The 26878-nt window shown below is 63.1% G+C and carries 23 protein-coding genes and 2 tRNA genes; 11 read left to right on the top strand and 14 right to left on the bottom strand.

Annotated elements, in window-relative coordinates; all coding sequences use genetic code 11:
* Positions 1 to 4: 4 nt before the first annotated feature.
* Positions 5 to 469: a hypothetical protein gene (locus tag SKZ59_RS15815; RefSeq protein WP_319992280.1), complete on the top strand. Its 465-nt coding sequence runs from the start codon at positions 5 to 7 to the stop codon at positions 467 to 469.
* Here SKZ59_RS15815 and SKZ59_RS15810 read toward each other — a convergent pair.
* The 9 genes from SKZ59_RS15810 to dkgB all read right to left on the bottom strand — a co-directional run bounded on the left by SKZ59_RS15810 (position 420) and on the right by dkgB (position 10374).
* Positions 420 to 1622: a GGDEF domain-containing protein gene (locus tag SKZ59_RS15810; protein ID WP_319992279.1), complete on the bottom strand. Its 1203-nt coding sequence runs from the start codon at positions 1620 to 1622 to the stop codon at positions 420 to 422. The genes SKZ59_RS15815 and SKZ59_RS15810 overlap by 50 nt on opposite strands.
* A 189-nt stretch (positions 1623 to 1811) precedes the next feature.
* Positions 1812 to 3692: a M61 family metallopeptidase gene (locus tag SKZ59_RS15805; RefSeq protein WP_319992278.1), complete on the bottom strand. Its 1881-nt coding sequence runs from the start codon at positions 3690 to 3692 to the stop codon at positions 1812 to 1814.
* Between the two features lie 27 nt (positions 3693 to 3719).
* Positions 3720 to 4328 (bottom strand): nucleotidyltransferase family protein, encoded by a 609-nt coding sequence (locus tag SKZ59_RS15800; protein ID WP_319992277.1) that lies wholly within the window; start codon positions 4326 to 4328, stop codon positions 3720 to 3722.
* Between the two features lie 13 nt (positions 4329 to 4341).
* Positions 4342 to 6615, bottom strand: a complete 2274-nt coding sequence (locus SKZ59_RS15795) for a xanthine dehydrogenase family protein molybdopterin-binding subunit (protein ID WP_319992276.1) — start codon at positions 6613 to 6615, stop codon at positions 4342 to 4344.
* Between the two features lie 10 nt (positions 6616 to 6625).
* On the bottom strand, positions 6626 to 7084 hold the full coding sequence (locus SKZ59_RS15790) for a (2Fe-2S)-binding protein (protein ID WP_034753534.1): 459 nt from the start codon (positions 7082 to 7084) through the stop codon (positions 6626 to 6628).
* 130 nt (positions 7085 to 7214) lie between these two features.
* On the bottom strand, positions 7215 to 7931 hold the full coding sequence (locus SKZ59_RS15785; protein ID WP_235194254.1) for a DsbC family protein: 717 nt from the start codon (positions 7929 to 7931) through the stop codon (positions 7215 to 7217).
* A gap of 171 nt (positions 7932 to 8102) precedes the next feature.
* Positions 8103 to 9347, bottom strand: coding sequence for a UbiH/UbiF family hydroxylase (locus tag SKZ59_RS15780; protein ID WP_319992275.1), 1245 nt, complete (start codon positions 9345 to 9347; stop codon positions 8103 to 8105).
* A gap of 66 nt (positions 9348 to 9413) precedes the next feature.
* Positions 9414 to 9548 carry a hypothetical protein gene (locus SKZ59_RS15775; protein ID WP_268748780.1) on the bottom strand — a complete coding sequence of 45 codons (135 nt, stop codon included), beginning with the start codon at positions 9546 to 9548 and terminating at the stop codon, positions 9414 to 9416.
* A 1-nt stretch (position 9549) separates the two neighbouring features.
* On the bottom strand, positions 9550 to 10374 hold the full coding sequence (gene dkgB, locus SKZ59_RS15770) for a 2,5-didehydrogluconate reductase DkgB (protein ID WP_319992274.1): 825 nt from the start codon (positions 10372 to 10374) through the stop codon (positions 9550 to 9552).
* Positions 10375 to 10560: 186 nt separating this feature from the next.
* Between dkgB and SKZ59_RS15765 the strand changes: the two genes are divergently transcribed.
* Together SKZ59_RS15765 and SKZ59_RS15760 are read left to right on the top strand one after the other, a co-directional pair.
* Positions 10561 to 10636 (top strand) — tRNA-Phe (locus tag SKZ59_RS15765).
* Positions 10637 to 10819: 183 nt separating this feature from the next.
* Positions 10820 to 11797, top strand: coding sequence for a hypothetical protein (locus SKZ59_RS15760; RefSeq protein ID WP_152546482.1), 978 nt, complete (start codon positions 10820 to 10822; stop codon positions 11795 to 11797).
* Between the two features lie 76 nt (positions 11798 to 11873).
* Here SKZ59_RS15760 and SKZ59_RS15755 read toward each other — a convergent pair whose 3' ends face one another.
* Positions 11874 to 12413: a DUF2058 domain-containing protein gene (locus tag SKZ59_RS15755; protein ID WP_034753528.1), complete on the bottom strand. Its 540-nt coding sequence runs from the start codon at positions 12411 to 12413 to the stop codon at positions 11874 to 11876.
* Positions 12414 to 12677: 264 nt separating this feature from the next.
* Between SKZ59_RS15755 and SKZ59_RS15750 the strand changes: the two genes are divergently transcribed.
* Positions 12678 to 12983: a PsiF family protein gene (locus SKZ59_RS15750; RefSeq protein WP_034753527.1), complete on the top strand. Its 306-nt coding sequence runs from the start codon at positions 12678 to 12680 to the stop codon at positions 12981 to 12983.
* Between the two features lie 48 nt (positions 12984 to 13031).
* Here the strand turns inward: SKZ59_RS15750 and SKZ59_RS15745 are convergent, their stop codons facing one another.
* Both SKZ59_RS15745 and ptsJ read right to left on the bottom strand, forming a co-directional pair.
* A complete protein-coding gene (locus tag SKZ59_RS15745; protein ID WP_319992273.1) occupies positions 13032 to 13751 on the bottom strand; it encodes a glutamine amidotransferase-related protein in 720 nt (239 codons plus the stop codon).
* A gap of 33 nt (positions 13752 to 13784) precedes the next feature.
* On the bottom strand, positions 13785 to 15086 hold the full coding sequence (gene ptsJ / locus SKZ59_RS15740; RefSeq protein ID WP_319992299.1) for a transcriptional regulator PtsJ: 1302 nt from the start codon (positions 15084 to 15086) through the stop codon (positions 13785 to 13787).
* A gap of 90 nt (positions 15087 to 15176) precedes the next feature.
* On the opposite strand from ptsJ, the gene SKZ59_RS15735 reads away from it, so the two are divergent.
* The 3 genes from SKZ59_RS15735 to SKZ59_RS15725 all read left to right on the top strand — a co-directional run bounded on the left by SKZ59_RS15735 (position 15177) and on the right by SKZ59_RS15725 (position 20868).
* Positions 15177 to 15983: a YggS family pyridoxal phosphate-dependent enzyme gene (locus tag SKZ59_RS15735; RefSeq protein ID WP_319992272.1), complete on the top strand. Its 807-nt coding sequence runs from the start codon at positions 15177 to 15179 to the stop codon at positions 15981 to 15983.
* Positions 15984 to 16117: 134 nt separating this feature from the next.
* Positions 16118 to 18382 (top strand): putative bifunctional diguanylate cyclase/phosphodiesterase, encoded by a 2265-nt coding sequence (locus SKZ59_RS15730; RefSeq protein WP_319992271.1) that lies wholly within the window; start codon positions 16118 to 16120, stop codon positions 18380 to 18382.
* A 92-nt stretch (positions 18383 to 18474) separates the two neighbouring features.
* Positions 18475 to 20868 carry a S9 family peptidase gene (locus SKZ59_RS15725; protein ID WP_319992270.1) on the top strand — a complete coding sequence of 798 codons (2394 nt, stop codon included), beginning with the start codon at positions 18475 to 18477 and terminating at the stop codon, positions 20866 to 20868.
* A 105-nt stretch (positions 20869 to 20973) separates the two neighbouring features.
* Here SKZ59_RS15725 and SKZ59_RS15720 read toward each other — a convergent pair whose 3' ends face one another.
* Complete coding sequence (locus SKZ59_RS15720) at positions 20974 to 21957, bottom strand: cytochrome-c peroxidase (protein ID WP_319992298.1); 984 nt, start codon at positions 21955 to 21957, stop codon at positions 20974 to 20976.
* 220 nt (positions 21958 to 22177) lie between these two features.
* On the opposite strand from SKZ59_RS15720, the gene SKZ59_RS15715 reads away from it, so the two are divergent.
* A complete protein-coding gene (locus SKZ59_RS15715; protein WP_072457145.1) occupies positions 22178 to 22609 on the top strand; it encodes a hypothetical protein in 432 nt (143 codons plus the stop codon).
* 20 nt (positions 22610 to 22629) lie between these two features.
* On the opposite strand, the gene SKZ59_RS15710 is transcribed toward SKZ59_RS15715, so the two are convergent.
* Positions 22630 to 23400 carry a hypothetical protein gene (locus SKZ59_RS15710; protein WP_319992269.1) on the bottom strand — a complete coding sequence of 257 codons (771 nt, stop codon included), beginning with the start codon at positions 23398 to 23400 and terminating at the stop codon, positions 22630 to 22632.
* 119 nt (positions 23401 to 23519) lie between these two features.
* Between SKZ59_RS15710 and SKZ59_RS15705 the strand changes: the two genes are divergently transcribed.
* From SKZ59_RS15705 to SKZ59_RS15695, 3 genes are all read left to right on the top strand, one after another.
* Positions 23520 to 23595, top strand: a tRNA-Phe gene (locus SKZ59_RS15705).
* A gap of 289 nt (positions 23596 to 23884) precedes the next feature.
* Entirely contained in the window at positions 23885 to 26221 is a 2337-nt protein-coding gene (locus SKZ59_RS15700) for a PKD domain-containing protein (protein WP_319992268.1), read from the top strand.
* A gap of 320 nt (positions 26222 to 26541) precedes the next feature.
* Complete coding sequence (locus SKZ59_RS15695; RefSeq protein ID WP_034753517.1) at positions 26542 to 26874, top strand: hypothetical protein; 333 nt, start codon at positions 26542 to 26544, stop codon at positions 26872 to 26874.
* Positions 26875 to 26878: the final 4 nt, after the last annotated feature.

Raw genomic sequence — 26878 nt, 5'->3', positions numbered from 1 at the left:
AGCCATGAGACACGCGATCACCGTCCTTGCCGCCGCCAGCCTGCTGGCAGCCTGCCAAAGTACGCCGCCACCAGCGGTGAACGCACCCACGTCCACGCCCCTTCGCACGCCGGCGGCGATACAGCTGGCCGCCAGCATCGACGCCTACAAATCGCTGGTGGCGCAGCAGATCATGGCGGCCAACGCTGAATACACGTTCAGCGGGCGCCTGCCGCCCATGCTGCCGGCCATCGTCGTGCTCGACCTGAGCGCGGGCCCTGACGGCGAACTGAAAAGCGTGCACGTGCACCGTTCGCGCAACAGCGAAGCATCGGCCGCCGCGCTGGCCTCCGTGCGGCGCGTGCAAACCGCGTTTCCACCGGCCGGGCACCTGATGCGCCGCCACGCCCGGACCTTCGATTTTTCCGAAACCTTCCTGTTCAACGACCAGTACCGCTTCCAGCTGCGGACATTGTCCGGCCCTCAGTAACCGCGCAAGCATCGAGTTCGATGCGGTCGCGTCCCCGCTCCTTGGCCAGGTACAGGGCCGCATCGGCGCGCGACAGCAGCTGTTCCAGCCCTTCCACCACCGATGCCTGGCAAGCGACGCCGATGCTGACCGTACACGGTGGCAGCCCCGCATGACTGGGCTCGTGCAGCAAGGCGCGGATGCGTTCGGCCACGCCGAGCGCATTATGCGCCGGCATGTCCGGCATCAGCACGACGAACTCCTCGCCGCCGAAACGCGCCACGCAATCCGATTCGCGCAAGGCGCTGCCGATGACGGCGGCCACGTGCGCCAGCACCTGGTCGCCCACCGCGTGACCGTAGCGGTCATTGATCAATTTGAAGTAATCGAGGTCGATGCTGAGCAATGTCAGCGGCAAACGGCGGCGGCGCAGATTGCCTGTCTCGCGCGCATAGGCGTCGCCAAAGCCGCGCCGGTTCAGCACCTGCGTCAGCGGATCGTGGGTCGAGCGGCGTTCCAGTATCTGCTGCAGGCGGCGCGTGGCCACCGTCATGAAGCCCACCGTCAGCAGCAGCGCCATGAAATTGGCGACCGCCAGATAGATGCCGGCCGGCGTGCCAGCCACCATCAGGTTCACGCTGGCGCCGCCATGCAGCAAGGCCGACATGCCGCGCGCCAGTACCACGACAGCTTGCATCAGCATCAGCGCGCCAAAGAAAAAACTGGAAAAGTGGCGCTCGCCATGGCGCCACACCAGCTGCACCTGGCGCGCGTAAAACAGGAAGACCAGCAGGGAAAAGACCGCCACGCGCACCGAGAAATCGGGGCGCGCCAGCAGCCACCAGCTATTGCCGGCGATGGCCAGGGCAAGTATCAGCAGATAGGCGCGGCGGCTGGGCGCCAGGCCGAAGAATTTCTCCGTGCCCAGCATCGACAGGCCGATGCCGGCCACCAGCGCCGCATTGGCCGCGATCATGGACAATGCCGGCGGCAGCACCTCGCGGGTGCCGAACAGCAGGGACGCGCACACCAGCAACAGCAGACCGGCCGCCCAATGCCCGAGACCCTGCACCTCGCGCCGGAAGCTGCGATACACCGAGAACATGACGATGCTCATCGCCCCGCACATCAGGGTCGTCATCAGCATGATGGTTCGGGGATCGAGGGTTTGCACGTTGGGCGCGATCTAAAAGAAGCAGTTCGGCAATTTTAGTTTAGTTAAAGAAAAATTAGTTCATTTGCAGTAAATATGATGGCAAGAGACCAAGGCGGCCGGCGGATACGCTGCATTGAGAAATTGCAGCCTGAAATAGAAAACCGGCCAGTGACGGCCGGTTTTCTGTCTTACCGCATGACGAACAGCTTATACAGCGCTAGGGCGCTTCGGTCCCGTGGCTTTCTTTGGCGCCGGCAGCAGGGCCAGGCTGACGCCCGGCACGCGGTCGCCCTGCAGCACGGCCGCGAACGTCATCAGTTCGTCGCGGCGGAAGGCGTGAACCGCCACCTTGGCGCCGACGGCGTAGCGGCCCAGCAGGGTGTCCAGGTTGGAGCCCGTCACGCGCAAGCCATCGACGGCCACCAGCACGTCGCCCGCCGACAGGCCGGCTGCATGGGCGGCGCCGCCCTGGTGCACCTGCGCCAGTTTGGCGTCGTTGCCGTCGCGCCCCAGGTTGACATCGAGGCTGGCTTTTTCCGCCTTGCGCGCGTCGCTGTATTTCACGCCGAATGGTGCCAGCAGGCGCGCCAGCGGCACGTCGTCCGTGCCGCGGATGTAGCGCTCGAAGAACGGTTTCATGCGCGTGCCGCAGACTTCATCGAACAGGGCTTCGACTTCGGCCGGCGTCACGCCGCGCGCTTTACCCTTGTAGAAATCGCGGCCATAGCGCTGCCACAGCGCCTGCATCACGTCGTCCAGCGATTTCTCGCCATTTGTCTTGCTGCGGATCGTCAGGTCGAAGGCCAGCGCGATCAGCGAACCCTTGGTGTAGTAGCTGACGATGGCGTTCGGCGCGTTTTCATCCTGGCGGTAGTACTTGCCCCAGGCGTCGAAGCTGGAATCGGCCACGCTTTGCTTGGTGCGGCCGCTGCCGCGCAAGACGCTGTTGACGGTTTTCCCGAGCAGCTTGAAATAGGCTGCCTCGTCGATCAGGCCGGCGCGCACCAGCATCAGGTCATCGTAATAGCTGGTGAAGCCCTCGAACAGCCACAGCAGCGGCGAGTAGCTTTCCGCCTGCAGGTTGTACGGCGCAAAGGCGGCCGGCTTGATGCGCTTGACGTTCCAGGTGTGGAAGTACTCGTGGCTGCACAGGCCCAGGAATTTCAGGTAGCCGTCGCCGATCTCGGTGCTGTTCGACGCCGTCGTCGGCAGGTCGGCGCGCGCGCAGATCAGCGCCGTCGAGGCGCGGTGTTCGAGGCCGCCGTAACCGTCGCCGACGGCCATGGTCATGAACACATAGCGGTCCATTGGCGCCTTCTTTGTCTTCGGCTCGAAGAAGGCGATCTGCGTTTCGCAGATGGCTTTCAGGTCGCGGCACAGACGGTCCAGGTCCAGGTTCGGCACCTTGCCCGTGACGACGATATCGTGCGGCACGCCATGCGCGGTGAAGGTGGCCAGCGCGAAGTCGCCCATTTCCACCGGGTGGTCGATCAGCTCATCGTAGTTGGCGGCCTGGTAGCTGCCGAAGCCATAGCGCTTCGCTTTCAGCTCCGGCAGGGTGGTGGCCACTTTCCAGGTCTTGCAGGCCGCATCCTTCGGCTGCACGATGTGCACTTCATGGGCATCGGATTCCTGGCCCAGCACGCGCAGGAACACGCTGGTGCCGTTGAAGAAGCCGTGATTCTGGTCCAGGTGGGCGGCGCGCACGGACAGATCCCATGCATACACGTCGTATTCGACCGTCAGCGGGCCCTTGCACGGCGCGCCTTGCCACGAGTGCTTGTCCAGTTTGGTCAGCGCCACGGCCTTGCCCTCGGACTCGGCGCGGATGCTGACGATATTGCGCGAAAATTCGCGGATCATGTAGCTGCCCGGGATCCAGGCCGGCAGGGACAGGACCTGGCCGATGGCGGCCGGCGACTTGACGGTCAACGTCACCTTGAACATGTGGCCTGCCAGGTCCGCTGCGGCGATGCTGTAGATGATGCCGGCGGCCGGTGCGGCTTTCGCCTTGGTTTTCGCAACGGCTTTGCTTGTGGCATTGCCGGAGGCTTTTGCGGTGATTTTTTTAATCGGTGCTTTCTTCATGTTTTCCTCGTGTCTGGCATGGATATTCTACAATCGCCCGGGCGCGCCATGCACCGGCGACAAATCGTCAGGTGTATCAATATCGCGCAAGATGCCGCCGTCGTCCACTGTCACTTCGCACACGGCATGGCTGTTGACGATGCTGCGCGCGCCCTGGTCGCCATCGAGCGCCAGCAGCAGCGGCAAGTGATAGGCGCCAAATGCGACAGGATTGCCGCGCCGTCCCTCGAACACGGGCACGGCGATGTGCGCGCCATCGCCAATGGCTTGCGACAAGGCGGCGATTGTAGCCGCTTCCACGAAAGGCATGTCGCCCAGGGCGATCAGCCAGCCCGGCGCGCCGCGCACGTAATCGATGGCGCAGGTGAGCGAGGCGGCCATGCCCGTGTCGGCGTCATGGCAGACGCGCACTTCGCAACCGAGCGCGCCGAGCACGCGCGCCACCTGCGTATCGTCTGCGCGCACCACGGCAAGCACGCGCGGCAAGGCCGCCAGCATGGCTTTTGCTGCCGCCACCACCACCGGCAAGCCCGCATGCGGGCCTTCGGCCAACGGCTGCAATAATTTGTTCTGTACGCCGGAAGGGTCGAACCTGCGCCCCCTTCCGGCTGCCAGCAAGATGCCGACCGTACTCAAAAAACCGCTGCCGTCATGCGGCCGCCAGGTCGAACGGCAGCTTGCGCAGGCGCTTGCCCGTCAGGGCGAACAGCGCATTGGCAAAGGCAGGCGCCAATGGCGGCACGCCCGGTTCGCCCATGCCCGTCGGCGCGTCGCCCGACGGTACCAGGTGCACCTCGATCACGGGCATGTCGGGCATGCGCGGCACGGGATAGTCGCCGAAGTTCTGCTGCTCCACCACACCATCCTTGAGCGTGATGGCCGCGCCAGGGATGGTCATGCCCAGCGCCATCAGCGCGGCGCCCTGCACTTGCGCCTCGATCGTCAAGGGGTTGACGGCCAGGTTGCAATGCACGCCCGCCCATACCTGGTGCAGCTTGGGCGCGCCTTCCACCACCGAAGCCGTCACCACGTAGGCGACGACGGAATTGAACGACTCGTGCATGGCCACGCCCCAGGCTTGTCCCTTCGGCAGCTTCTTCTTGCCATAGCCGGACTTGGCCACGGCCAGATCCAGCGCGGCGATGTGGCGCGTATGCTTGGCATCGATCAGCTGCTTGCGGTAGGCGACGGGGTCCATCTTCGCCACGTGCGCCGCCTCGTCGATCAGGGTTTCCATGACGAAGGCCGTATGCGTCGAGCCGACGGAGCGCCACCACAGCACGGGCACGTTCGCCTTGGCCGTGTGCACGGACAGCTTCATCGGCAAGGTGTAAGGCTCACCCATGCCTTCGACCATGGTGCCGTCGACGCCATTTTTCACCATGAAGGCTTCGAACGGCGTGCCGGCCATGATGGACTGGCCCACGATGGTGTGGTCCCAGGCGAGGATCTTGCCCTTGGCGTCGAGGCCGATCTGCGCGCGGTGCACGTGCGACGGCCGGTAGTAGCCGCCCTTGATGTCGTCCTCGCGGCTCCACATAAGCTTTAACGGACCGCTCTTGCCCGCCGCCCGGTATGCCTTGGCGACGTTGACGGCTTCGACCACATAGTCGGACGAGGGCACGGCGCGCCGGCCGAAGCCGCCGCCCGCCATCATCGTGTGCAAGGTCACCTGCTCCGGTTTCAGGCCGGAAGTCGCGGCAATCGCCGCCTGGTCGCCCGTCTGGAATTGCGAACCGACCCACATCGTGCATTTGTCCGCTTGCAGGTCGACGACGCAGTTGAGCGGCTCCATCGGCGCGTGCGCAAGGTAGGGGAATTCGTAGACGGCTTCGATCTTCTTCGGTGCCTTGGCCAGCTTGCCCATGTCGGCAGGCCTGGCGACGGTGCCCGGCGTTTTCGCCAGCGCCTTGAAGGCGGCCAGCTGCTTGTCGCTGCTGACCTTTTCCACGGCGCTCGTATCCCATTCGATCACCAGCGCATCGCGCCCCTGCTTGGCGGGCCAGTAGCCGTCGGCGATGACGGCCACGCCGCTGCCGCCACGGTCGGTCTTCACTTCCAGCACGTCCAGCACGCCCTTGATGGCTTTCGCCTTGCTGGCGTCGAATTTCGCCACCTTGGCGCCAAACACGGGCGGGCGCGCCACCATGGCCACTTTCGCGCCTGGCGGCTTGAAGTCGATGCCGAACTGCTGCTTGCCCGTCGACTTGGCGGACGCGTCGAGGCGTTTCACGGGTTTGCCGATGATGGAAAATTCGCGCGGGTCTTTCAGCTTCACGGTGGTGGGCACGGGTTGGCGCATGGCCGCGTCGGCAAACTCGCCATACGTCGCCTTTTGTCCGCCGGGGCCATACAGCACGCCTTTCGCGGCGCGTACCTGGTCGGGGTTGACTTTCCACTGCGCGGCAGCGGCGCCCACCAGCATGGCGCGCGCCTTGGCGCCGATTTCGCGGTACTGCGTAAACGAGTGGGCGATGCTGCCCGAGCCGCCCGTCATCTGCATGCCGTAGGCGGCATCCTTGTACTGCTCGCCGGCGGGCGCCAGCGCGCCGTGCACCAGGCTCCAGTCGGCGTCGAGTTCCTCGGCGATCAGCATGGGCAAGCTCGTTTGCACGCCCTGGCCAAATTCCAGCCGGTTCACCTGCACCGTCACCGTGTTATCGGGGGCGATGTGCAAAAAGGCGTTCGGCGCATACACGGGCTTGGCGGGTGCGGCATCGGCCGCCTGCGCCAGCTTGCCTGCGCCCGGCAGGAAAAAGCCCAGCATCAAGCCGCCGCCAGCCACCGCGCCGGCTTTCATGAAACCGCGCCGCGACACGCCATCGGCCGCGCCAACCACAGCCACCGGCGCCGATGCCAGCGCCGCGCCCAGGGTCACCCCGCCATGCTGCAATGCTTCCTGATTCAACCATTCGATACGCATGCCGTTCTCCTCAGGCCAGGGTCTTGGCCGCGTCCTTGATGGCCGCGCGGATCCGTTGATAGGTGCCGCAGCGGCAGATATTGCCGCTCATGGCGCCGTCGATGTCGGCATCGCTGGGCGCCTTATTGGTGCGCAGCAGCGCCGTCGCGCTCATCACCTGGCCGCTTTGACAGTAGCCGCATTGCGGCACGTCGTGGCGTACCCATGCCGCCTGCACGGCCTTGCCCACCTGGTCGTTTTCCATCGCTTCGATGGTGGTGATCTTTTGCGCACCCACCGAGGAAATCGGCGTGATGCACGAGCGGATCGGCTGGCCGTCGAGGTGCACCGTGCAGGCGCCGCACAGGGCCGCGCCGCAGCCGAACTTGGTGCCCGTCATGTTCAGGTTATCGCGCAGCGCCCACAGGATGGGCGTGGAAGGATCGGCGTCGACTTGCGTGTCGCGTCCGTTGATATTCAAGGTAATCATCTGCTGCTTCCCCTTTTTGGATTGTTATGGCGTCTACGAACAACACTTGATGATACGACAGCGGAAAAAAACGAAAAAAAAGCGCGCCTTGCGAGGGCGCGCCGTCCAGCCTTCCTGGCGACAGCCCGGATTACTTAATGGTCGAGAATTTCTGTTCCAGCGTTTTCGCATCGACCGCGCCCGGAATGCGGCTGCCGTCGGCGAAGAAGATGGCTGGCGTGCCCGAGACGCGCAACTGCTGGCCCAGGGCCAGGATTTTTTCATGCGGGTTGGCGCAATTGGCGGCGACCGTGGCTGGCGCCTTGCCGTTCAACATCCAGTCATCCCAGGCCTTGTTGCGGTCCGGCGCGCACCACACATTGCGCGACTTGACGATCGAATCGGGCGACAGGATGTTGTACATGAAGGTGTAGACGGTGACGTTGTCGATTTCCTTCAAAGCGTTCTGGCGGAAGCGCTTGCAATAGCCGCAGTTCGGATCTTCGAACACGGCGATCACGCGCTTGCCATTGCCCTTGACGGTCTTCATGGCCGAATCGAGCGGCAGGTCGGAGAACTTGATGCGGTTGACTTCGTCCAGGCGCACCTTGGTGAGATCCTGCGACGTCTTGGCGTCGAAGACGTGGCCGACGAACAGGTATTGCGCACTCTTGTCCGTGTACAGGATGTCGCCACCCGTGCGCACTTCGTACAGGCCGCCGTACGGCGTTTCCTTGACCGAATCAACCTTGGCGCCTTCGCCCAGGCGCGGCTCGATCAGCTTTTTGATGTTCGCTTCCGTCGGCGTTTCGGCGCCAGCGCACGACATCATCAGGCCCGAGGCCATCAGCAAGGCGATTTTGCTCATGCTTCTGTTCATTGTTATCACTATCACTTCTCCACTTGAAACGCCCGGCGAAACTGGCAGGGGGCCCGGCGCCGTTATCTCTTTAATAAAACGAGCGCCGCAGACCAGCTGCGGCGACCTTGAATTTTCACTGCTGCCATTATCCGGCGATATCTTAAGATACGCTGATATTTACTGATGCCCCAATGCGTGCGAAATCATTTTCCGCTTCAGCGCAGGTAATTTATCCAGCAAGTTTAATCCCAAATTGCGAACCACGCGCAACGGTTCCAGATCGGCGCCAAATAATCGCGCCAGGCCATCGGTGGCCAGCTGCATCAGCAGCACGTCTTCCTTGCGCGCGCGCGCATAGCGGGCCAGCACGCGTTCGTCGCCGATGCCGCGGTGCGCTTCGCGTTCGCCAATCGTCTTGACCAGCTGCGCCACATCGGCAAAGCCCAGATTCATGCCGTGGCCAGCCATCGGATGGACCACGTGGGCGGCGTCGCCCACCAGTGCCACGCGCGGCGCCACCATGGCGTGCGGGCGCATCAGGGTCAATGGGAAGGCACGTACCAGCTCCGGCTGCAAAGGCGTGAGCTTGCCCAGCTTGTCCTGGCAGTATGCGGACAAGCGCGCGGCCAGGGCGTCGGCCGGTTCGGCCATCAAGGTCTCGGCCAGCGCATCGGGCGCAGACCAGACGAGAGAAACGCGCTCGCCCGGCAGCGGCAGCAGCGCGACGATGCCTTCGCTGCCCGTAAACCACTGGTGGGCCGCGCCATGATGCGGCTTTTCGCAGGCGAAGTTGCTGACCACGCCGCGCTGGCCATACGAGCGGTAATCGAGGCCGATGTCGCACTGGCCCCGCACCCACGACTGGGCGCCGTCCGCGCCCACCACCAGCGCGCAGGTGATGGTGTCGCCGCCATCGAGGTGCACGATGGCCGAGTCGTTCGTCCATTCCAGACGGCTGGCGCGGCCCTGCAGCACGCTGACGTTGGGCGCGAATTTCAGGGCGGCGTCCAGCGCCTGGCCCAGGTTGCGGTCTTCGATGATCCACGCCAGGCTGCCCACATGGGCGCCGTAGGCGTCGAAACCGAGTCCGCCCGCCTGCGCGCCGTCGCCGTTGACCAGCATGGCGTCGACGGGCGCCACCCTGTCGGCCTCTAAAGCGCCCCACACCTTCAGCGAAGACAGCAAGTCGTGCGCCGTGTGATTGAGCGCATACACACGCACGTCCCAGCTGGCTTCGACCGGCTTGGCGGCCGAAGGGGATGCGGTCACCGGCGGGCTCGCCGGAGATAACAGGGTGACGCTTTGTCCTGCCTGGGCAAACGCCAGCGCCGTGGTTTTCGCGATGGCGCCGTTGCCGACGATGCAAACGTCGCTGTGGCTGTGCATGAAGCGCCGCATGGTAGGGGGAGTGGGACTGTTCATGCGGCCATTATAGCGTTTGCCCCACCTGTTTCAGATAGTCCGGAAGTACAGAACGCGTGCCCCAGGTCAAGCGGCGCCATGAAAGACGGGCAACACGTGGTCCGCGATCTCCTGCATCGTCTCGGCCAGCGGGCGGCGGTTCTGCCGCAGCTGCAAGCCGATACTGAAACCGCCCTGCCCCAGCTTCGTCATGGCGCCCATCTCAATCCCACTGCGGCGCCAGACCGTCCGGGTTGGCCAGGCGCTCGCCCCGCTCCAGGGTCGCCATCTGCGCCATCTCGTCCGGCGACAGGGTGATGCGCTGGAAATGCAGGTTCGCTTCCAGGTTGGCGCGCCTGGTCGATGACGGGATCACGGCAAAGCCCTGCTGCAGCGACCAGCTCAGGGCCACTTGCGCCGGCGTCACGCCGTGCCTGGCGGCGATGGCCGCGATCACGGGGTCGGCCATCACCTTGCCATACGCGAGCGGCATGTAGGCCGTGACGTGGATGCCCTGGCTGCGCGCGAAATCGATGACCTTGCGGTTTGGCAGGAACGGATGGATCTCGACCTGCTGCGTGGCGATTTCCGATGCGCCCACCGTATCGATGGCTTGCCGCAGCTGCGCGTTGGTGAAATTCGATACGCCGATGGCCCTGGTCAGTCCCTGCGCCTTCGCCTGCGCCAGCGCTTCCATGTACTCGGCCACGGGAATCGCGTTGTTCGGCGACGGCCAGTGGATCAGGGTCAGGTCCAGTTGTTCCAGCCGCAGCTTGTGCAGGCTGTCCTTCAGGCTCGGAATCAGCTTGTCGCGCTGCAGATTGTCGATCCATATCTTGGTCGTGACGAACAGTTCGTCGCGCGGGACGGCGCTGGCGGCGATCGCCTGGCCCACTTCCGCTTCATTGCCGTAGATTTGCGCCGTATCGATATGGCGGTAGCCGATGTCGAGACCCGCGGTGACGGAATCGATGACGACCTGGCCCTGCAGGCGGAAGGTGCCCAGGCCGATTTCAGGGATGGCGGTGTGATTGGTGGTGGTATTCATGCGGCAGTCCTCTCAAATACATGTCGATGACGACACTATGCGCCCATCTTTTGTTGAGAAAAATACCGTTTATATCAAATCATATTTGATCTACAGGCAAGTAAGCTGATGCCCATGCAGGAAATCCGGGAAAAGTCGTCGCCGGCTCTTGCATTCCCGTTTTGGTCTGCTATAATTCGCCACCTTGGCCTGGTAGCTCAGTCGGTAGAGCAGAGGATTGAAAATCCTTGTGTCGGTGGTTCGATTCCGCCCCGGGCCACCAAGAATTCAGCAGCACCTATCAAAAACGCCACCTTCGGGTGGCGTTTTTGTTTGTGGCGCCGTCACATTCCCTCCCAGCTCATCATCCGGCACCATTGCACAAGACGCCGGCATTCCTGACACAGGATTTTCCCCACGGGAACATGTTAAGATTAATCAAAGATTAACGCCCGTATCAAGGAACATGACCGTGAAACAATGTTTATTACTGGCTGTTGCCAGTGCCCTTGCCAGTACCGGGATGGCGCAGCCTGCGCAAGTCGCAGCACAGGTGACAACGTCTTCAAGCGCCACGCAGCAGGAACCTCGGCGCGCAATCCCACTCAGGCCATGGGAAAAAAGGCTGGCAGCGTCGACGTTTTCCATGCAGATGCTGGCAAGCGGCCGCATTGATCCCGACTACCCCGGCTTGCCGCTTGGCCTCGCCGTGACCGCCATACAAAAATTCTTGGCCGACAAAAAAGGGGAATTCGAATCGACGGCTGATTATCAGCGTAGAAAGACCGCTGCCCTGGATGAGAAAATCATCGGCAACTCAAGCTTGAATGACTTGTTTGCCTTGGTGACCCCGGTCAAGAATAACGCACAATCTTCAAATGCCATCAGCTATGAATTCAATGCGAATACGGGAAAAGTAAAGCTCTTTGTCTTGCCTTACTCTTTTGAGCTCAATGGTATCGGCGCTCCTGACTACGACCTCAACAAACTGCGATACAAGGGCCTGGATCAATTTCAATTGAGTTCCAAACTGAAATCAAAAGGTCCGTACAAGGGGCCTGGCAGCTATCGCGCAAAATACCCCATCGAAGAAACCGACACGGCAAGGCTGGGCATTGCAGTCAATCGCATCCCGTTCCTGGATTTTCAGCGTGACAATTTTCAATCTAACAAGAAACCAGTAGTCCAGTTGACGATGGAAAATGCCGTCGCGGAAAAAGAGCTACCCGTCTTGAAGGCGCTGCTCGTGATGAAAGTGGCGGCGCCTTACCTGGTCTATGATTTCTACCGGTCCGAGTTTACTCCGGACAGAACGGACATGAAAACAATACAAAGCATTTACCTTGCCGGCAATATGGCCGGCATCATTTTTTACTCCGGCATCACTGGCGACATTCTGGGGCGATTACCTGCGGGATTTGGCCTGCCTGTCGCACCGAATTAATGCAAAAAAAAGCCAACCCGAAGGTTGGCGTTCTCAACACGCAAGGCGGCCGCCTGCGGCCAGCCACACATCGTTCTCACCACATCAAATCATCAGGAATCTGGAACGCCGCGTACGGATCATCCTCATCCACTTCGGTGCTGGCCTGCTTGACGCGCACGACGATGGCGGGGTCGCGTTCGGCGATCTTGTCGGCGATGATGCGCGGCACCAGTTCCACGGCGCCGCCCAGGCAGACGATCACCAGACGGCCCGCCACCAGATGGGCTTGCACGGCCGCCGTCACGTAGATGCGCTCGATCTTGTTGTTGAACGTGAAGTTATACGGCACGTCGCCGTTGTTGCCCTTGCTCTGGCGGTTCTTTTGCACCATTTGCGCGATCTGCGCCACGATGGCTTTCTGGTTGGCGGCCGCGTCGCGCTGGGCATTCAGTTCGCGCGCGCGTTCCGCGTTCTTGCGCTGCGTCTCGAGCGCGGCCAGGCGCACCTCGTCGACACTTTGCGTGCCGCTCTTGCGCTCGTCCTTTTTTTGCTTGCTCTTGTCCTGGTTGGCCAGCTTAACCTTCTTCTTGTCGACCAGGCCGGCCTTTAAAAACTGCTCTTGCAACGAGACCATAACTACTCCGTATTGAGGGTGCGCCGGCCAAGGCAGCGGCATCGGCCGGTGGAAAGTCGCTAGCATAGCAAAAAACAGGGGCACTGCCGCCGCAACATGGCTGCCCGGGCCAGCCAGCGGGCGCCTTGTGCCTGTCAGTAACAAAAAGACACACTCGAGTGGAAATTTTGTTGATAAATGTCATATAGTTAGTTACGTTCTGCATACCGGCATTGCCTGCCGCTTGCATGTCCCCTTCCACCGACTGCGCCTAAAGGATTTACCATGAAACAATTCATCGCCCTCTGCATCGCCGCCGCGTTTGCCAGCACCGCCTTTGCCGCCGCACCGGAAGCGGCGCCCGTCGCCAAGACGGCCCAACAGTCGAAAATGACGACCTGCAATGCGGATGCCGCCGGCAAGAAAGGCGATGAGCGCAAGGCCTTCATGAAGGAATGCCTGAGCGCCAAGCCGGCGCCGGCCATGACGCAGCAAAACAAGATGAAAGCGTGCAATGTCGACGCCAAGGACATGAAGGGCGACGCCCGCAAGGCGTTCATGAAGGAATGCCTGAGCGCGCCGAAGAAATAAGCGCCTCGCCTGCCTGTCCCCGCAACGCCAGCATCATGCTGGCGTTTTTTATGGCGCCGCGTAAGCCTGCATCAGCCGGTCGAGGAAAACAAACAGCTGGCCGTTCATCGCTTGCCAGTCGTGGGCGCGCAGGATCGCTGGCTGCTGCACGAAGCGGTGCGACGTGAGCGTGGCCAGTTCTGCTTCCGACGCGGCGATCAGCAGGTCGACCACCTCCGGCGTGAACTCCATATGGCACTGGAAGCCGTACACCAGATTGCCGTATTCGACGATCTGGCGCGGGCAGCCTTCGCTATAGGCGATGACCTTCCCGCTGTCCGTCAGGCCCGGCATGTCGCTGTGCCAATGCCCGGTTTCCAGAACATTGCCGAAATGCGCGAACTTGTCGCTCGCCTTTCCGTCCGCCGTCAGCATGATGGGGAACTTGCCGATTTCCTTTTCAGGGCTGTGCGCATGCGGCGCTCCCAAGGCCGCGCCGATCAGTTGCGCACCCAGGCAAACGCCGACCACCGCCTTGCCCGCCGCAGCGCATGCGGCTATCAGGGCCTGTTCGGCCGCGGCGTCGAAATGCGGACACTCCTCGCGCGTCGTCGACGGCGACTGCGGCCCGCCCATGACGACCAGCAGGTCGATGTCCGCGATGGAAACGGGCAGCGGCTCATGGGCATAAACGCGGGAATACGTGGCCTCGTGGCCCCGTTCACGCACCCAGGTTTCATAGGCGCCCGGCGCCTCGAATGCTTCATGCACAACGAAATGGACTTTCATGATCTTCCCCTTCTGTAGCGAGTAATTAAAAAACTATGGCCGGCCCAGCACCTGGGCCAGCACCGCGGCGAACGCCTGTGCGCCCGCGTCATCGATGGTCGACACGGTGATCCGCAATCCCTGCGCCGGCGCCTGCACGCCGAAGGCTTCGCCGCCGCGCACCAGCCAGCCATGCCGGGCCAGCGCCAGCACGGCCGCCTGGCTGTTACTTGGCAGCGGCAGCCACAGGTTCAGGCCATCGGCGGGACTGGCGCAGACCAGGCCTTGCGCCGCCAGCGCCGCCGCCACCATGTCGCGTCGGCGCGCATAGTCGGCGCGGGCCAGGACCACCTGCGCGGACACGTCGGACGACGACAGGCAGGCGCTCACGGCATCCTGCAAAAGATGGCTGACCCAGTTCGTGCCGGGCGCCAGTCGCAAGCGCAAACGCTGGGCCGTCTGCCCGTCGCTGGCGACAACGGCCAGGCGCAGGTCGGGGCCGAAGATCTTCGACACGGAACGGATCAGCGCCCAGCGCCGGGCAGCAGGGGGAATCACGTCCTGGTAGCCGGCCGTGGACAACAGCGAGAAATGGTCGTCGACGATGACCAGCACGTGCGGGTAGGCGGCCAGCACGGCGCGCAGCTGATCCGCGCGCGCCGCGCTCAGGCTGCAGCCGGTGGGATTGTGCGCGCGCGGCGTCACGATGACGGCTTGCGCGCCTTGCGCCAGCGCCCGTTCCAGCGCCCCGGCCTGCATGCCCTCGGCATCGACGGCCACGCCAACGGCGTGCAGTCCGGCGATGCGCAAGGTGTTGATGCTGCTGACGAAGCACGGGTCTTCCACGGCTACCTTGTCGCCTGCGGCCAGGTACGCCCCCAGGAGGCGCTCGACCGCATCGACGGCCCCATTCGTCACGGTGATGTCGTGGCCTTCGGGGCAATCGCCGGCCAGCCAGCGCCGCGCCAGCACTTCCAGCTCCCGGTCCACGGTGGCTTCGCCATACAGGCGCGGGCGGTATGGCTTGCGCGCCAGGGCCGCGCCAACGTCAGGCAGCCAGGCCAGGTTCGGATTGCCGCCGCCCAGGTCGGCCAGCGGCGAGCCGGGCAGCAAGCCTTCCTGCTCGCCGGGATCGCGCTGCGCGCGAATGGCCGTACCCAAACGCCCTTGCGTGACCGCGATCCCGGCCGTCACCAGGCGCTGGTAAGCCAGCGACACGGTATTGCGGTTGACTCCCAGGGTCGCGGCCAGCTCGCGCACGGTCGGCAGCTCCTGGCCCGGCAGCAACTCGCCCGCCTGCGTCAGCGCGCGGATGCTATCGAACAGTTCCGCGGCGGTTTTCCCGGCAATCTTCACGATAGTCTCAGACATGATATATTTTGGCATAGGACAATAATACACCACTCCCGCGACTGCTGCCGCTAAAGGCGAACACAAGGCTGACACATGAACACAGACACTCCCCTGCTCACCCCCACCATGCATGAGCGGCATGGGCGCTGGCCGCAAGCCGTGTCGGTGGACGACTTCCGCCGCAACCTGGCAGAAGTCCACGCGCGCATGGCCGCCGCCTGCCAGCGGGTCGGACGCGATCCGGCCGGCGTGCGCCTGCTGCCGGTCAGCAAGACCAAGCCCGAGGCGAGCCTGCGCCTGGCCTACGCCGCCGGTTGCCGCATGCTGGGAGAAAACAAGCCGCAGGAGGCGGGCCGCAAATGGGAAGCGATGGCGGACCTGGCCGACCTGCAATGGTCGGTGATCGGCCATTTGCAGACCAACAAGGCCAAGCTGGTGGCGCGCTTTGCCAGCGAATTCCAGGCGCTCGACAGCCTGCGCGTGGCCGAGGCACTGGAACGGCGCCTGCAAGCGGAAGGGCGCGGGCTCGATGTGTTCGTGCAAGTAAACACCTCGGGAGAAGCCAGCAAGTACGGCTTGCCGCCGGACGAGGTGGCCGCCTTCCTTCGCCAGCTGTCCGCCTTCCCGTCGCTGCGCGTGCGCGGGCTCATGACCCTGGCCCTGTTGTCGGCGGAAGCCGTGCGCGTGCGCCGCTGCTTCGTGCTGCTGCGCGAATTGCGCGACCGGTTGCGCCAGGGCGCCCCCGATGGCGTCAGCCTCGACGAGCTGTCGATGGGCATGTCCGGCGATTATGAAATTGCCATCGAAGAAGGCGCCACCGTCGTGCGCGTCGGCCAGGCCATCTTCGGCGCGCGCGACATGCCCGATAGCCACTACTGGCCCACGGCGCAAACGGACTAGGCGGCCCTATGCGCCTTGTGGTCGCGCCGTCAATCATGCCGAATGATCAAGATGACATGCTGAAAGATACCGCGTAATATTTTTACCATACTGCTCAGCTCGGCAGCAGAGCTCCCTGGGGAAAGGACGGCAGCGTGGCCGCGTCAAACGATCTCGCGCACTGGCGCGGACAGATTTTTGCGCGCCTGCTGCAGGCGGTGCTGCTGCTGGGCATCGTCACTGCCATTCCCAGCGCCCTGCTGGCCGCGCGCGAAGCTATCTGGTCCATAGTCGCCCTCGACTTGCTGGCCATCGGCTGGATCGGCCTCATCTGGCATCTGCGCGCCATGCCCTACCGCTGGCGCGTGTGGCAATTCCTCATCGTCGCCTATCTGGTGGGCGTGGGCCTGCTGATGAAAATCGGCCCCGTCAGCCAGATCTACATGATGCTCATGCCCGTGCTGGCGGCCCTGCTGCTGGGCATGCGGCCAGCCTTGTCGACCCTGGCCCTGACGTCGCTGACCATCTTTCTGCTCGGCCTGCATCCCGACGTGGAGCTGCAATTGCGCGGCGTGCCCGATTCGCCCGTGCTGCGCGCGCTGATCGTGGCCCTGAACTTCCTGTTCATCGCCGCCGTACTGACCCTGTCCTGCGCCTTCCTGCTGCGCCACCTGGAACGCAGCAGCCAGGCCCTGTCGCAGCTGAACGCCGACCTGCGCTTGACGGCCACGGCGCTGGCCCGCCTGAACGACATGGTGATGATCGCCGAAGTGGCCGATACCGCGTTAGGCGCGGGTACGGTGCCCGCCACGCGCATCATCTTCGTCAACGATGCCTTCGAGCGCAGCAGCGGCTATGCGCGCGCCGAAGTGCTGGGCCGCAGCCTGCTGTTCCAGCAAGGCCCCGCCACGGATGCGGACGAACTGGCGCGCGTCGCCGCCGCCATGGCCCGCGCCCAGCCAGCCAGGGCGGAATTACTGAATTACAACAAGGCCGGCAAGGCGTACTGGGTCGAGGCGGAACTGGTGCCGTTTACGGATGCGGACGGCAGGCAGACGCACTGGGTGGCCGTCGAGCGCGAAATCGACGAGCGCAAGAAATCGGAAGCGGACATCCACCGCCTGGCTTTCTATGACGTGCTGACGGGCTTGCCCAACCGGCGCCTGCTGATGGACCGCATCGGCCACTTGCTGGCCGCCGCGCCGCGCAACCATACCATCAGTGCGCTGATGTTCATCGACCTCGACCACTTCAAGCACATCAACGACGCGCGCGGCCACGCCACCGGCGACGCGCTGCTGCGCCTGGCGGGCGAACGGCTGGCGCAGCTGATGCGCAAGGCCGACACAGTGGCGCGCATCGGCGGCGATGAATTCGTCGTGCTGCTGGCGCACCTGGCCGATGACCTGGACAGCGCCGCGCGCGCCGCGGCCCAGGTAGCCGAGAAAATCCGCGCCGCCATCGCGCGCGACTTCGAGATCGGCGCGCAGTCCTATCATTGCAGCGCCAGCATCGGCGTGACCCTGCTGCCGAAAATGGAGCAGCAGGCGCACGACCTGCTGCGCGAAGCGGACATCGCCATGTACCGCGCCAAGGCCGAAGGGCGCAACGGCATCGCCTTCTTTGAAGCGGCCATGCAGGCGGGCGTGGAGCGCCGGCTGACCCTGGAACGGGCGCTGGCGCGCGCCCTCGATGACCATGTGTTATGCATGCACGTGCAGCCGCAGGTCGACCGTCACGGCCGGGTCACGGGCGCCGAATTGCTGATGCGCTGGCCGCAGGCGGACGGCACGTACATCGCGCCGGATATCTTCATTCCCATCGCCGAGGAATCGGGGCTGATCGTCAAGCTGGGCCACTGGGCGCTGCGCGAAGCATGCCGCGCCGCCAGGGTGCTGGCGCAGGCGGGATCGCCCGTCGCCCTGTCCGTGAACGTCAGCCCGGCCCAGTTTCGCCAGCCCGATTTCGCTTCCCGCGTGCAGGCGGCGCTTGCCGAACACGGCACGCCGGCCGGCGCCCTGATCCTGGAATTGACGGAGGGTTTGCTGATCGACCAGCGCGACGCCTCGTTGGCGCGCATGCGCGAACTGGCGGACCTGGGCATCCGCTTTTCCATCGACGATTTCGGCACCGGCTATTCCAGCCTCGCCTACCTGACCTCGATGCCGCTGTATGAACTCAAAATCGACAAGCGCTTCATCGACGACACGCCGCACGATGCGCGCGACACGGCCATCGTGCAAGCGATCCTGGCCATGGCGCGCCATCTGGGCTTGCGCGTCGTGGCCGAAGGCGTGGAAACGCAGGAGCAGGCAGACTTCCTCATCGCCCACGATTGCGACGGCTTGCAGGGCTTCCTGTATGCGCGGCCGATGCCGCTCGCCGACTTTCTCGCCTGGCTGGCCCGGCACCAGGCTTAGCTTTCCGACATTTCCTGCACGCAACTCCTCCGCTAGAATACCGGCCTCATAGCCTGTACCTTCATCATCCCCTTTGATTAAAGTGATCCCCGATGCGTCTGGTTCTTCCCCTGCTGCCGCTCCTGCTGCTCTCTTTGCTGCCCGCCGCGCATGCGGCCCCTTCCTCCACCGCCACCGCGCCCACGCCGATCACCTTGGACCAGGCCATGGCCGATCCCGACTGGATTGGCACACCCGTCGAAGCGGCATGGTGGGGCTGGAATGGCCAGCTCTACTACAAGCAAAAACGCCTCGGCTCGCCCCTGCGCGACACCTATCAATTACCAGGCGCGAACGCCAAGCTCAATAGCGGCAAGAAGGTCGACGATGCGCAGCTGGCTAACCTCGATGGCCAGCAGATGGTCGTCAACCGGGCCGGCACGCGCGCCATCCTGCTGCGCAACGGCGACTTGTTCGAGCGCGACCTGAAAAACGGCGCCCTGACGCAAATCACGCGCGGTGTGACGGCCATCAGCGACCCGCAATATTCCAGCGACGGCGGCGCCGTGCAATACCGCAGCGGCACCGACTGGTTCAGCTGGAGCCGTCTTGATCGCCTGAGCGCCCCCGTCGCCCTGCTGCGCGCGGCCAAGGACCCGGACGCCAAGCCGGAAGCGGACGCCCTGCGCGAACTGCAGCTGCGCCTGATCGTCAACCTGGCGCGCCAGAAGGAAGACCGCGACGCGAACCGCGAACGCCGCCATGAAGAGCGCCGCCTCGACGCCACGCGCGCGCCGGAACCGATCTACCTGGGCGAGAAAGTGACGATTTCCGGCAGCGCCCTGTCGCCGGACGGCCGCTGGCTGCTGTTCGTCACGCAGGATAAAGCTGCCGAAAAAGGCAAGCTGGGCAAACTGGCCCGCTACGTCACGGAAACGGGCTATCCGGAAGCGGACGACGAACGCACGCGCGTGGGCCGCAACATGCCGATCGCGCAAAGCCTGAAACTGGCGGACCTGCGCACGGGCCAGGTGCGCGAGATCGCCTTTGACAGCCTGCCCGGTATCGCCACCGACCCGCTGGCAGCCTTGCGCGCGGAACAGAAGCTGCCGCCGTTGAAAGGCAACCGTGCCGTACGCATCGACGCCCAGCGCGACGGCATCGCCTGGACCGATGACGGCAGCAAGGCCGCCGTGCGCATCCGCGCCATCGACAACAAGGACGGCTGGCTCGCCAGCGTCGACCTGGCCAACGGCGCCCTCGTGCCCGTGCACCGCATCAGCGATACGGCCTGGGTCAACCGCCGCGCCGAGGAATTCGGCTGGCTGCCAGACAACGCCACCTTGTGGTATCTGTCCGAGGAAAGCGGCTACGCCCACCTGTACACGAAACAGGGCGCGGCTCCGGCGCGCGCACTGACCAGCGGCCAGTGGGAAGTGAGCGCCGTCGAGTGGAGCCGCGACGGCAAGAATGCCTATTTCATGTGCAACCGACAGGCGCCAGGCACGTATGAAGTGTGCGCCAGCACGGCCAGGGATGGCGGGGCGCGCGAAGTCACGAATCTGAAAGGCGTGGAAAACTTCGGCCTGTCGCCCGACAACGGCAAGCTGCTGCTGCGCTATTCCACCAGCTATATGCCGGCCCAGCTGGCCACCGTTTCTGTCTCTGGCGGCAAGGCGAACATCCTGACCGATACACGCAGAGACGCCTTCAAGGCGCGCAACTGGGTCATGCCGGAACTGGTACAAGTGCCATCCACGCATGGCGCGGCGCCCATCTGGGCCAAGCTGTACCGGCCAAAACAGCTGGAAGCTGGCAAGCGCTATCCGATCGTCATGTTCGCGCACGGCGCCGGCTACCTGCAGAATGTGACCGAGCGCTATCCCGTGTATTTCCGCGAACAGATGTTCCACAACCTGCTCGTCGAGCAAGGCTACATCGTGCTCGACGTCGACTACCGCGCTTCGCTCGGCTACGGCAGCGCCTGGCGCACGGCCATCTACCGCCAGATGGGCCACCCGGAACTGGAAGATTTTATCGATGGCGCAAACTGGCTGGCGCAGCAGCACCAGGGCGATATCCAGAACGTGGGCATCTATGGCGGCAGCTATGGCGGTTTCATGAGCCTGATGGCCCTGATGCGCGCGCCGGACATCTTCAAATCGGGCGCCGCCCTGCGCCCCGTGACGGACTGGACGACGTACAACCACGAGTACACGGCGAATATCCTGAACACGCCGGACATCGATCCTCAAGCGTATAAAATCTCGTCGCCGATCGAATACGCGGACAAACTGACGGGCAACCTGCTGATCGCCCACGGCATGATCGACGACAACGTGTTTTACCAGGACTCCGTGCGCCTGTCGCAGCGTCTGATCGAGCTGAAAAAGGACAACTGGGAAATGGCCAGCTACCCGATGGAGCGCCACGGTTTCGTGCAGCCGGAAGCGTGGTATGACGAGTACCGCCGCATCTATCAATTGTTCCAGCGTACGTTGAAGTAAGCGATATCAGAATGTCGGGTTACGCGGCTACGCCGCTAATCCGACCTACGCCGGAGAGAGTAGGTCGGATTAGCCCGCAAGGGCGTAATCCGACACCACACTCACTCAGTCAAACGGCACCGGCCGCGGCGTCGTATCCGACGATGGCGGCAGGATCGGCAGCACGATATGCGGCTGCTTGCCCGTCAGGGTTTTCAGGAAGGCCACCAGTTTGGCGTTTTCGTCGGGCGTAAACGTGCGGCCCAGCTGCAAGCGGCCCATCACGTCGACGGCCTGCGTCAGGGTCGCCGCTTCGCCATCGTGGAAGTACGGATACGTCAGCTCCACGTTGCGCAGGGTCGGCACCTTGAAATTGAAGCGGTCCGCATCCTTGCCCGTCACGGCCGAGCGCCCTTCAGCCGTCATCGCCGTCTTGTACGGTTCCACCACGCCCATCTTCTGGAAAGTTTTGCCGCCCACGGCTGGGCCGTTATGGCAGGCGATGCAGCCGCTCGACTTGAACAGCTGGTAGCCGGCCAGTTCGTCTTTCGTCAACGCGCTTTTCTTACCCGACAGCCATTGGTCGAAACGGGAACCGGGCGTCACCAGCACCTCTTCAAAGGCGGCGATGGCGCGCGTGACTTGCTCGATGGTCAGCTTGTCCTGGCCAAACACTTGCCTGAACTCCGCGCGGTAAGCGGGAATCGAGGCCAGCACGTCGATGGCCAGCTCGTGCGTAAAAGCCATCTCGCCCGGATTGGCGATGGGGCCGCCCGCCTGCTCCTGCAAATCCTTGGCGCGGCCATCCCAGAATTGCGCCACGTTCATGCTGGAATTAAGTACTGTGGGTGAATTGATGGGCCCGCGCTGCCAGTTGTGGCCGATCGAGGTCTTGATATTGTCCGTGCCGCCCATGCTCAGGTTATGGCAGCTGTTGCAGGAAATAAAGCCCGAGCGCGACAGGCGCGGATCGAAAAACAGTTTCTTGCCTAGCTCGACCATCTCTGGATTGGCCGCCTTGGCGGCGGTGATGGGCTGGATCGGCTCCTTGCTGGCGGCGTGCAACGCGCCACTGAGAGCGAGGCTGGCGATGAAGAAGAAGGGGGACATGGTGCGGCGCATAGTCTAACTCCTGGAAACATTCCCGAATCGGCGGCGCGCGCCGGCGCGGGAATGCAGCGCGCCGGCCCGGTCGCCACCCGTACATCGCTGATTGGATGTTGATTTATATTAACTTTGACGGGTTGACAATGGAAATGACCGGGATCAAGGTTCTGGCCAAGTGCGAATCGCGCTTGCCATTTACGCAAGCGTGGCACATGATGAAGGCATGAAAACGCCTACCTACTCCGCCCTGTTGCGCGCCACGTGCGCCAGCTTCCTGCTGCTGGCCGCCAGCGCCTGCGGCAGCGCCCCCACGCAAGATGATGCGCCGCCCGCCCCCGGCAATGCCGGCTTGCTGGCGCAAATCCAGGCGGAAGTGGGCACCGCCGCCTGCGATTCCACCCAGCAATGTCAGACCATCGCGATCGGCGCCAAGGCTTGCGGCGGCCCCGAGCGCTACCTGGCATGGTCCAGCAAGGGCAATGACGGCAAGAAGCTCAAGGCACTGGCCCAGGCGCAAGCCGAGGCCAGCCGCAAGCAGCAGCAAGCGGACGGCATGATGTCGACCTGCTCCATCGTCACGGACCCGGGCGCCACCTGCGAAGCGGGACGCTGCGTGCTGCAAAAGAGCGCCATGGGCGGCAACGCCGCCATGTAATCGAATGTGCCGGCAACACGTCAGGATTGCAATTGCAAGGTCTTGACGATCTTGCTCTCCACCCTCTCGCCCGCGCCTGAGGTGGTGTTTTTGCTCTCCTTGCGCAGCAACAATAAATGGTCGCCGCTGACGCCATACTGGCGCGTCTCGTCCGACTTTTGCGTAAAGCTGACGACGACAAAGGCGCGCCCGCTCACGTCAAAGTGGAAATGGCTGGCCAGCGGCGTGCCGTCCGCGGCGATCCACACCTCGATGCCGCCTTCGAACTTCTTCACATACTTGCGGTCTTTCTCAGGCACCTTGTCGAGCGACAAAGTAAAGCTGAGCAGGCGCGCCGGCTTGCCCTTGTAGCTATCCATCTTTTCACTGCTGAACACGGCTTCCTCGATCTCGCGCGACAAGGCATCCGCCGCCGACACCATGGAACGCAGCTCCGTCGCCTTCATTTCTCCCAGCGCAAAGCCGATCGGCGTCTTCACCTTCGGATCCTTTACCCTGGCGCGCTGCTCGGCTTCCACTTTCGCCAGCAGGTCCTTGCCGTAAAGCACTTGCAAGCCCGCTGGCCCACCCTCGACAGTGACGGTGGCCTGGCCGCTATCCTCTTCCGCCGCCTTGCCCTCGCCCTCACGGCGCCAGCTTTTCGATTCCACCTGCGCCTTGATCGGCATCTGGCCCTGCAATCGGGCCAGCGCCGCAGTCAGATCGGCCAGCCCGTCGGCCCGCGCCGCACCGCACAACAAACTGAACAAGCCCGCCACCGCCAGGCCCTGCACTCCAATACGTCGCTGCATCGCCACATCCCTTCGGGTCATACAAGGATGCCAAAACACCATGTTTTGGCCATCTGTTGCATTTGAACACAGCTAGCTCTGGTCAGGTAGAAAGTCTTTCTGCTATAATTCGCCGCCTTGGCCTGGTAGCTCAGTCGGTAGAGCAGAGGATTGAAAATCCTTGTGTCGGTGGTTCGATTCCGCCCCGGGCCACCAAGAATTCAGCAGCACATAGCAAAAAGCCAACCTTCGGGTTGGCTTTTTTGTTTGCTGAATTGCTCGCGTCCAGCCTGTCGCCAGTCACGCTGCAAGCCGCGCAGCGCTGCGCGCCACATGAAAAAATACATCCCTACGCCCCTTCAAGTGCATAGCCTTCAATTTCAAGGCATAAAATATTGCTTAAAGATATATAATTTCCCTTAACAGACTGACTTCGGCAAGAGCTTGGCCGTTTGAACGTGACGCCACATGGCATCACTTTAAAAATTGAAAATGGATATATTCGATGAAGACTTTGGCAATTATGCTTGGTTCGTGCATGCTCGTTGCATGCGGTGGCGGTGGTAGCAGCTCCTCACCGGCCCCTGCTAACCCGGCAAAATTAACCGTCAACGGCACTGCCGCAACGGGGAAAGCAATTGCTGGCGCCATGATTACTGCCAAATGCCAGACGGGCACAGGCAACGCCACGTCGCTGGCCGACGGCAGCTACAGCCTTGCCGCCGCCGGTGGCCAACTACCGTGCCTGCTCCAGATCACCGATCCGGCTGATGGTTCGAAATTACACACGCTCGTGCTGGGAAGCGGCAACGCCGCCACTGCCAACATCACGCCACTGACCGAAATGCTGACGGCGCGGGTATTGGGTAACGAACCCGCGGTCTTCTTTGCCGCGTTTGACTCCGCTATTGCCGGCAGCAAGATCAATAGCACTGCGGTGAAAGCGGCGCAGGCCGACGTGGCTGCGGTACTGAGCGGTGTCGTCGACACGACCCCGCTCGCTGATTTCCTTTCCACGCCCTTGAAAGCGGCGACGCAAGGCAACCCCGCCGGCGGCGATGCACAGGACAGGGTTCTCGATGCGCTCAGAATAAAAATCAATGCCGCCCAGCTTACCCAGGTCGTGACCGCGCTGGCCAAGATCAGCAATCCAGACACCATCAAGCAAGTCATCGCCGATATTGCCGCAGTCCCCCCTGTCGCCCAGGCCGGGCCGGCACAAAGCGTGGTAACGGGCACTGTCGTTACCCTCGATGCCAGCGCCAGCTCGGCCTATGCCGGCCGTACACTCAGCTATGCATGGACCCTGCAATCCAAACCGGCAGGCAGCACGGCAAGCTTGTTGTCGCCGACCTCCGCCAGGCCCACTTTTACGGCGGATGTGGCTGGCACCTATGTCGCCAGCGTCATCGTCAACGACGGCAAGGTCAGCAGCAACGCCGCGGCGGTCAGCATTACGGCCAGTGTAGCCAATGCGGCGCCGGTTGCGAACGCAGGCTACGCGCAAAATGTCTTGTCCGGCAGCGTGGTCGAACTCGATGGCAGCGCCAGCTCGGATGCCAATGGCGATGTCTTGACGTTTGCCTGGATGCTGACGGAAAAACCGGCGAACAGTACGGCCACCTTGTCCTCTGCCAGCGCAGCCAGGACCAGCTTTACCGCCGATGCCTCCGGCTTGTATGTCGCCAAGCTCATCGTCAACGATGGCAAAGCGAGCAGTGCGGATGCAACGGTCACTGTCAGCGCCAGTGCCGTCGACACATCGGGACCCTCCGTGTCAGCCATCACTGTCACCCCCGCCACCGTCAACGTCTCGCAGGCAAGCCAACGCGTGACGGCCACGGTGACCGTGACAGATGCCACCGGAATCAATCTCAACGCCCTGCCCCACCCCTATTGGCACAGCATCGCCGATATCGGCGGCACCCGCATCGATAGCAAATGGGTGCTGGCCTACGGCGACGCGAAGCATGCCACCTTCAGTTCGACGGTGACGATCCCCGCAGGCGCCAAAGCCGGCTCCTGGACGGTTGGCTGGACAGCGTTCCGTGACACATTAGGATATACGAGTACGAATGGCGGCTACGAAAAGAGTTTCACCGTGCAAAGTAATGAACTCAGCGACACGTCGGGCCCCGCCGTTTCAGCCATCACCGTCAATCCCACCACCGTTGACGTCTCGCAGGCAAGCCAACTGGTGACGGCCACGGTGACCGTGACAGATGCCACCGGGGTCAATCTCAACGCCCTGCCCAATCCCTATTGGTACAACGTCGCCGATATCGGCGGCACCCGCATCGACAGCAAATGGATGCTGGCCTCCGGCGACGCGAAGCATGCTACGTTCAGTTCAACGGTGACGATACCCACAGGCGCCAAAGCCGGCTCCTGGACGGTTGGCTGGACAGCGTTCCGTGACACATTAGGATATACGAGTACGAATGGCGGCTACGAAAAGAGTTTCACCGTGCAAAGTAATGGACTCGGCGACACATCGGGTCCCGCCGTTTCAGCCATCACCGTCAATCCCACCACCGTTGATGTCTCCCAGACAAGTCAACTGGTGACGACCACCGTCATCGTGACAGATGCCACCGGGATCAATCTCAACGTCCTGCCCAATCCCTATTGGTACAACATCGCCGATATCGGCGGAACACGCATCGACAGCAAATGGGTGCTGGCATCCGGCGACGCGAAGCATGCTACGTTCAGTTCAACGGTGACGATACCCGCAGGCGCCAAAGCGGGGCAATGGGTGGTTGGCTGGACAGCGTTCCGTGACACATTAGGATATACAAGTACGAATGGTGGCTACGACAAAAGTTTCACCGTTAAATAAACGCGCCAGGCAGCACCAGACGATCAATCAGGGAGCTGCCAGCCCGCTTTGAACATCCTCAGCCAACCTTCGGGTTGGCTTTTTGTTTTCCTTTGCACAAAACCTCCCCCACCCCGCCGCTGTGTACGCAAACGAACGGACTGCAGCAGCCCAAGAGCCCATGCTGCAGGCAGACCACATCCCTTCCCGCCGCCAGCGTCCTGCGCGACACGGCGCAACGGCCATCTGGTCAGCTCTCCCCGCCACACCGCCATGCGAAACTCGCGCCCGACGCCGTCGAGCCGTTCCGTACATAACGGCACACTGCCAAAGGATGCATCATGAAAACTACCCTGATATTGCTCGCGCTCGCCTCTACCCTTGCCTTGACCGCTTGCCAGCGCGAAGCGCCACCCGCGCCCACCGTCGTACAAGTCGTTCCCGGCCCTGCAGGCGCGCCTGGTCCTGCCGGCGCGACGGGTGCCACTGGCGCTGAAGCTCCTGCCGGCGCGACCGGTGCGACCGGCGCCACGGGCCAGACCGGCGACAGCGGCATGCAAGGCAACGATGGCGCCAAGGGCGACGCTGGTGCTGCCGGCGATGAAGGCGCCAAAGGCGACACGGGCGCCAAGGGCAAACAGGGCGACACGGTGATTGTCGTTCCACAACGCTAATACG

Source organism: Janthinobacterium sp. GMG2 (assembly GCF_033949445.1).
GTDB lineage: Bacteria > Pseudomonadota > Gammaproteobacteria > Burkholderiales > Burkholderiaceae_D > Janthinobacterium > Janthinobacterium aestuarii.
The sequence above is the reverse complement of the archived record's forward strand: the minus strand, read 5'-3'. Positions and strand labels throughout refer to the sequence as shown.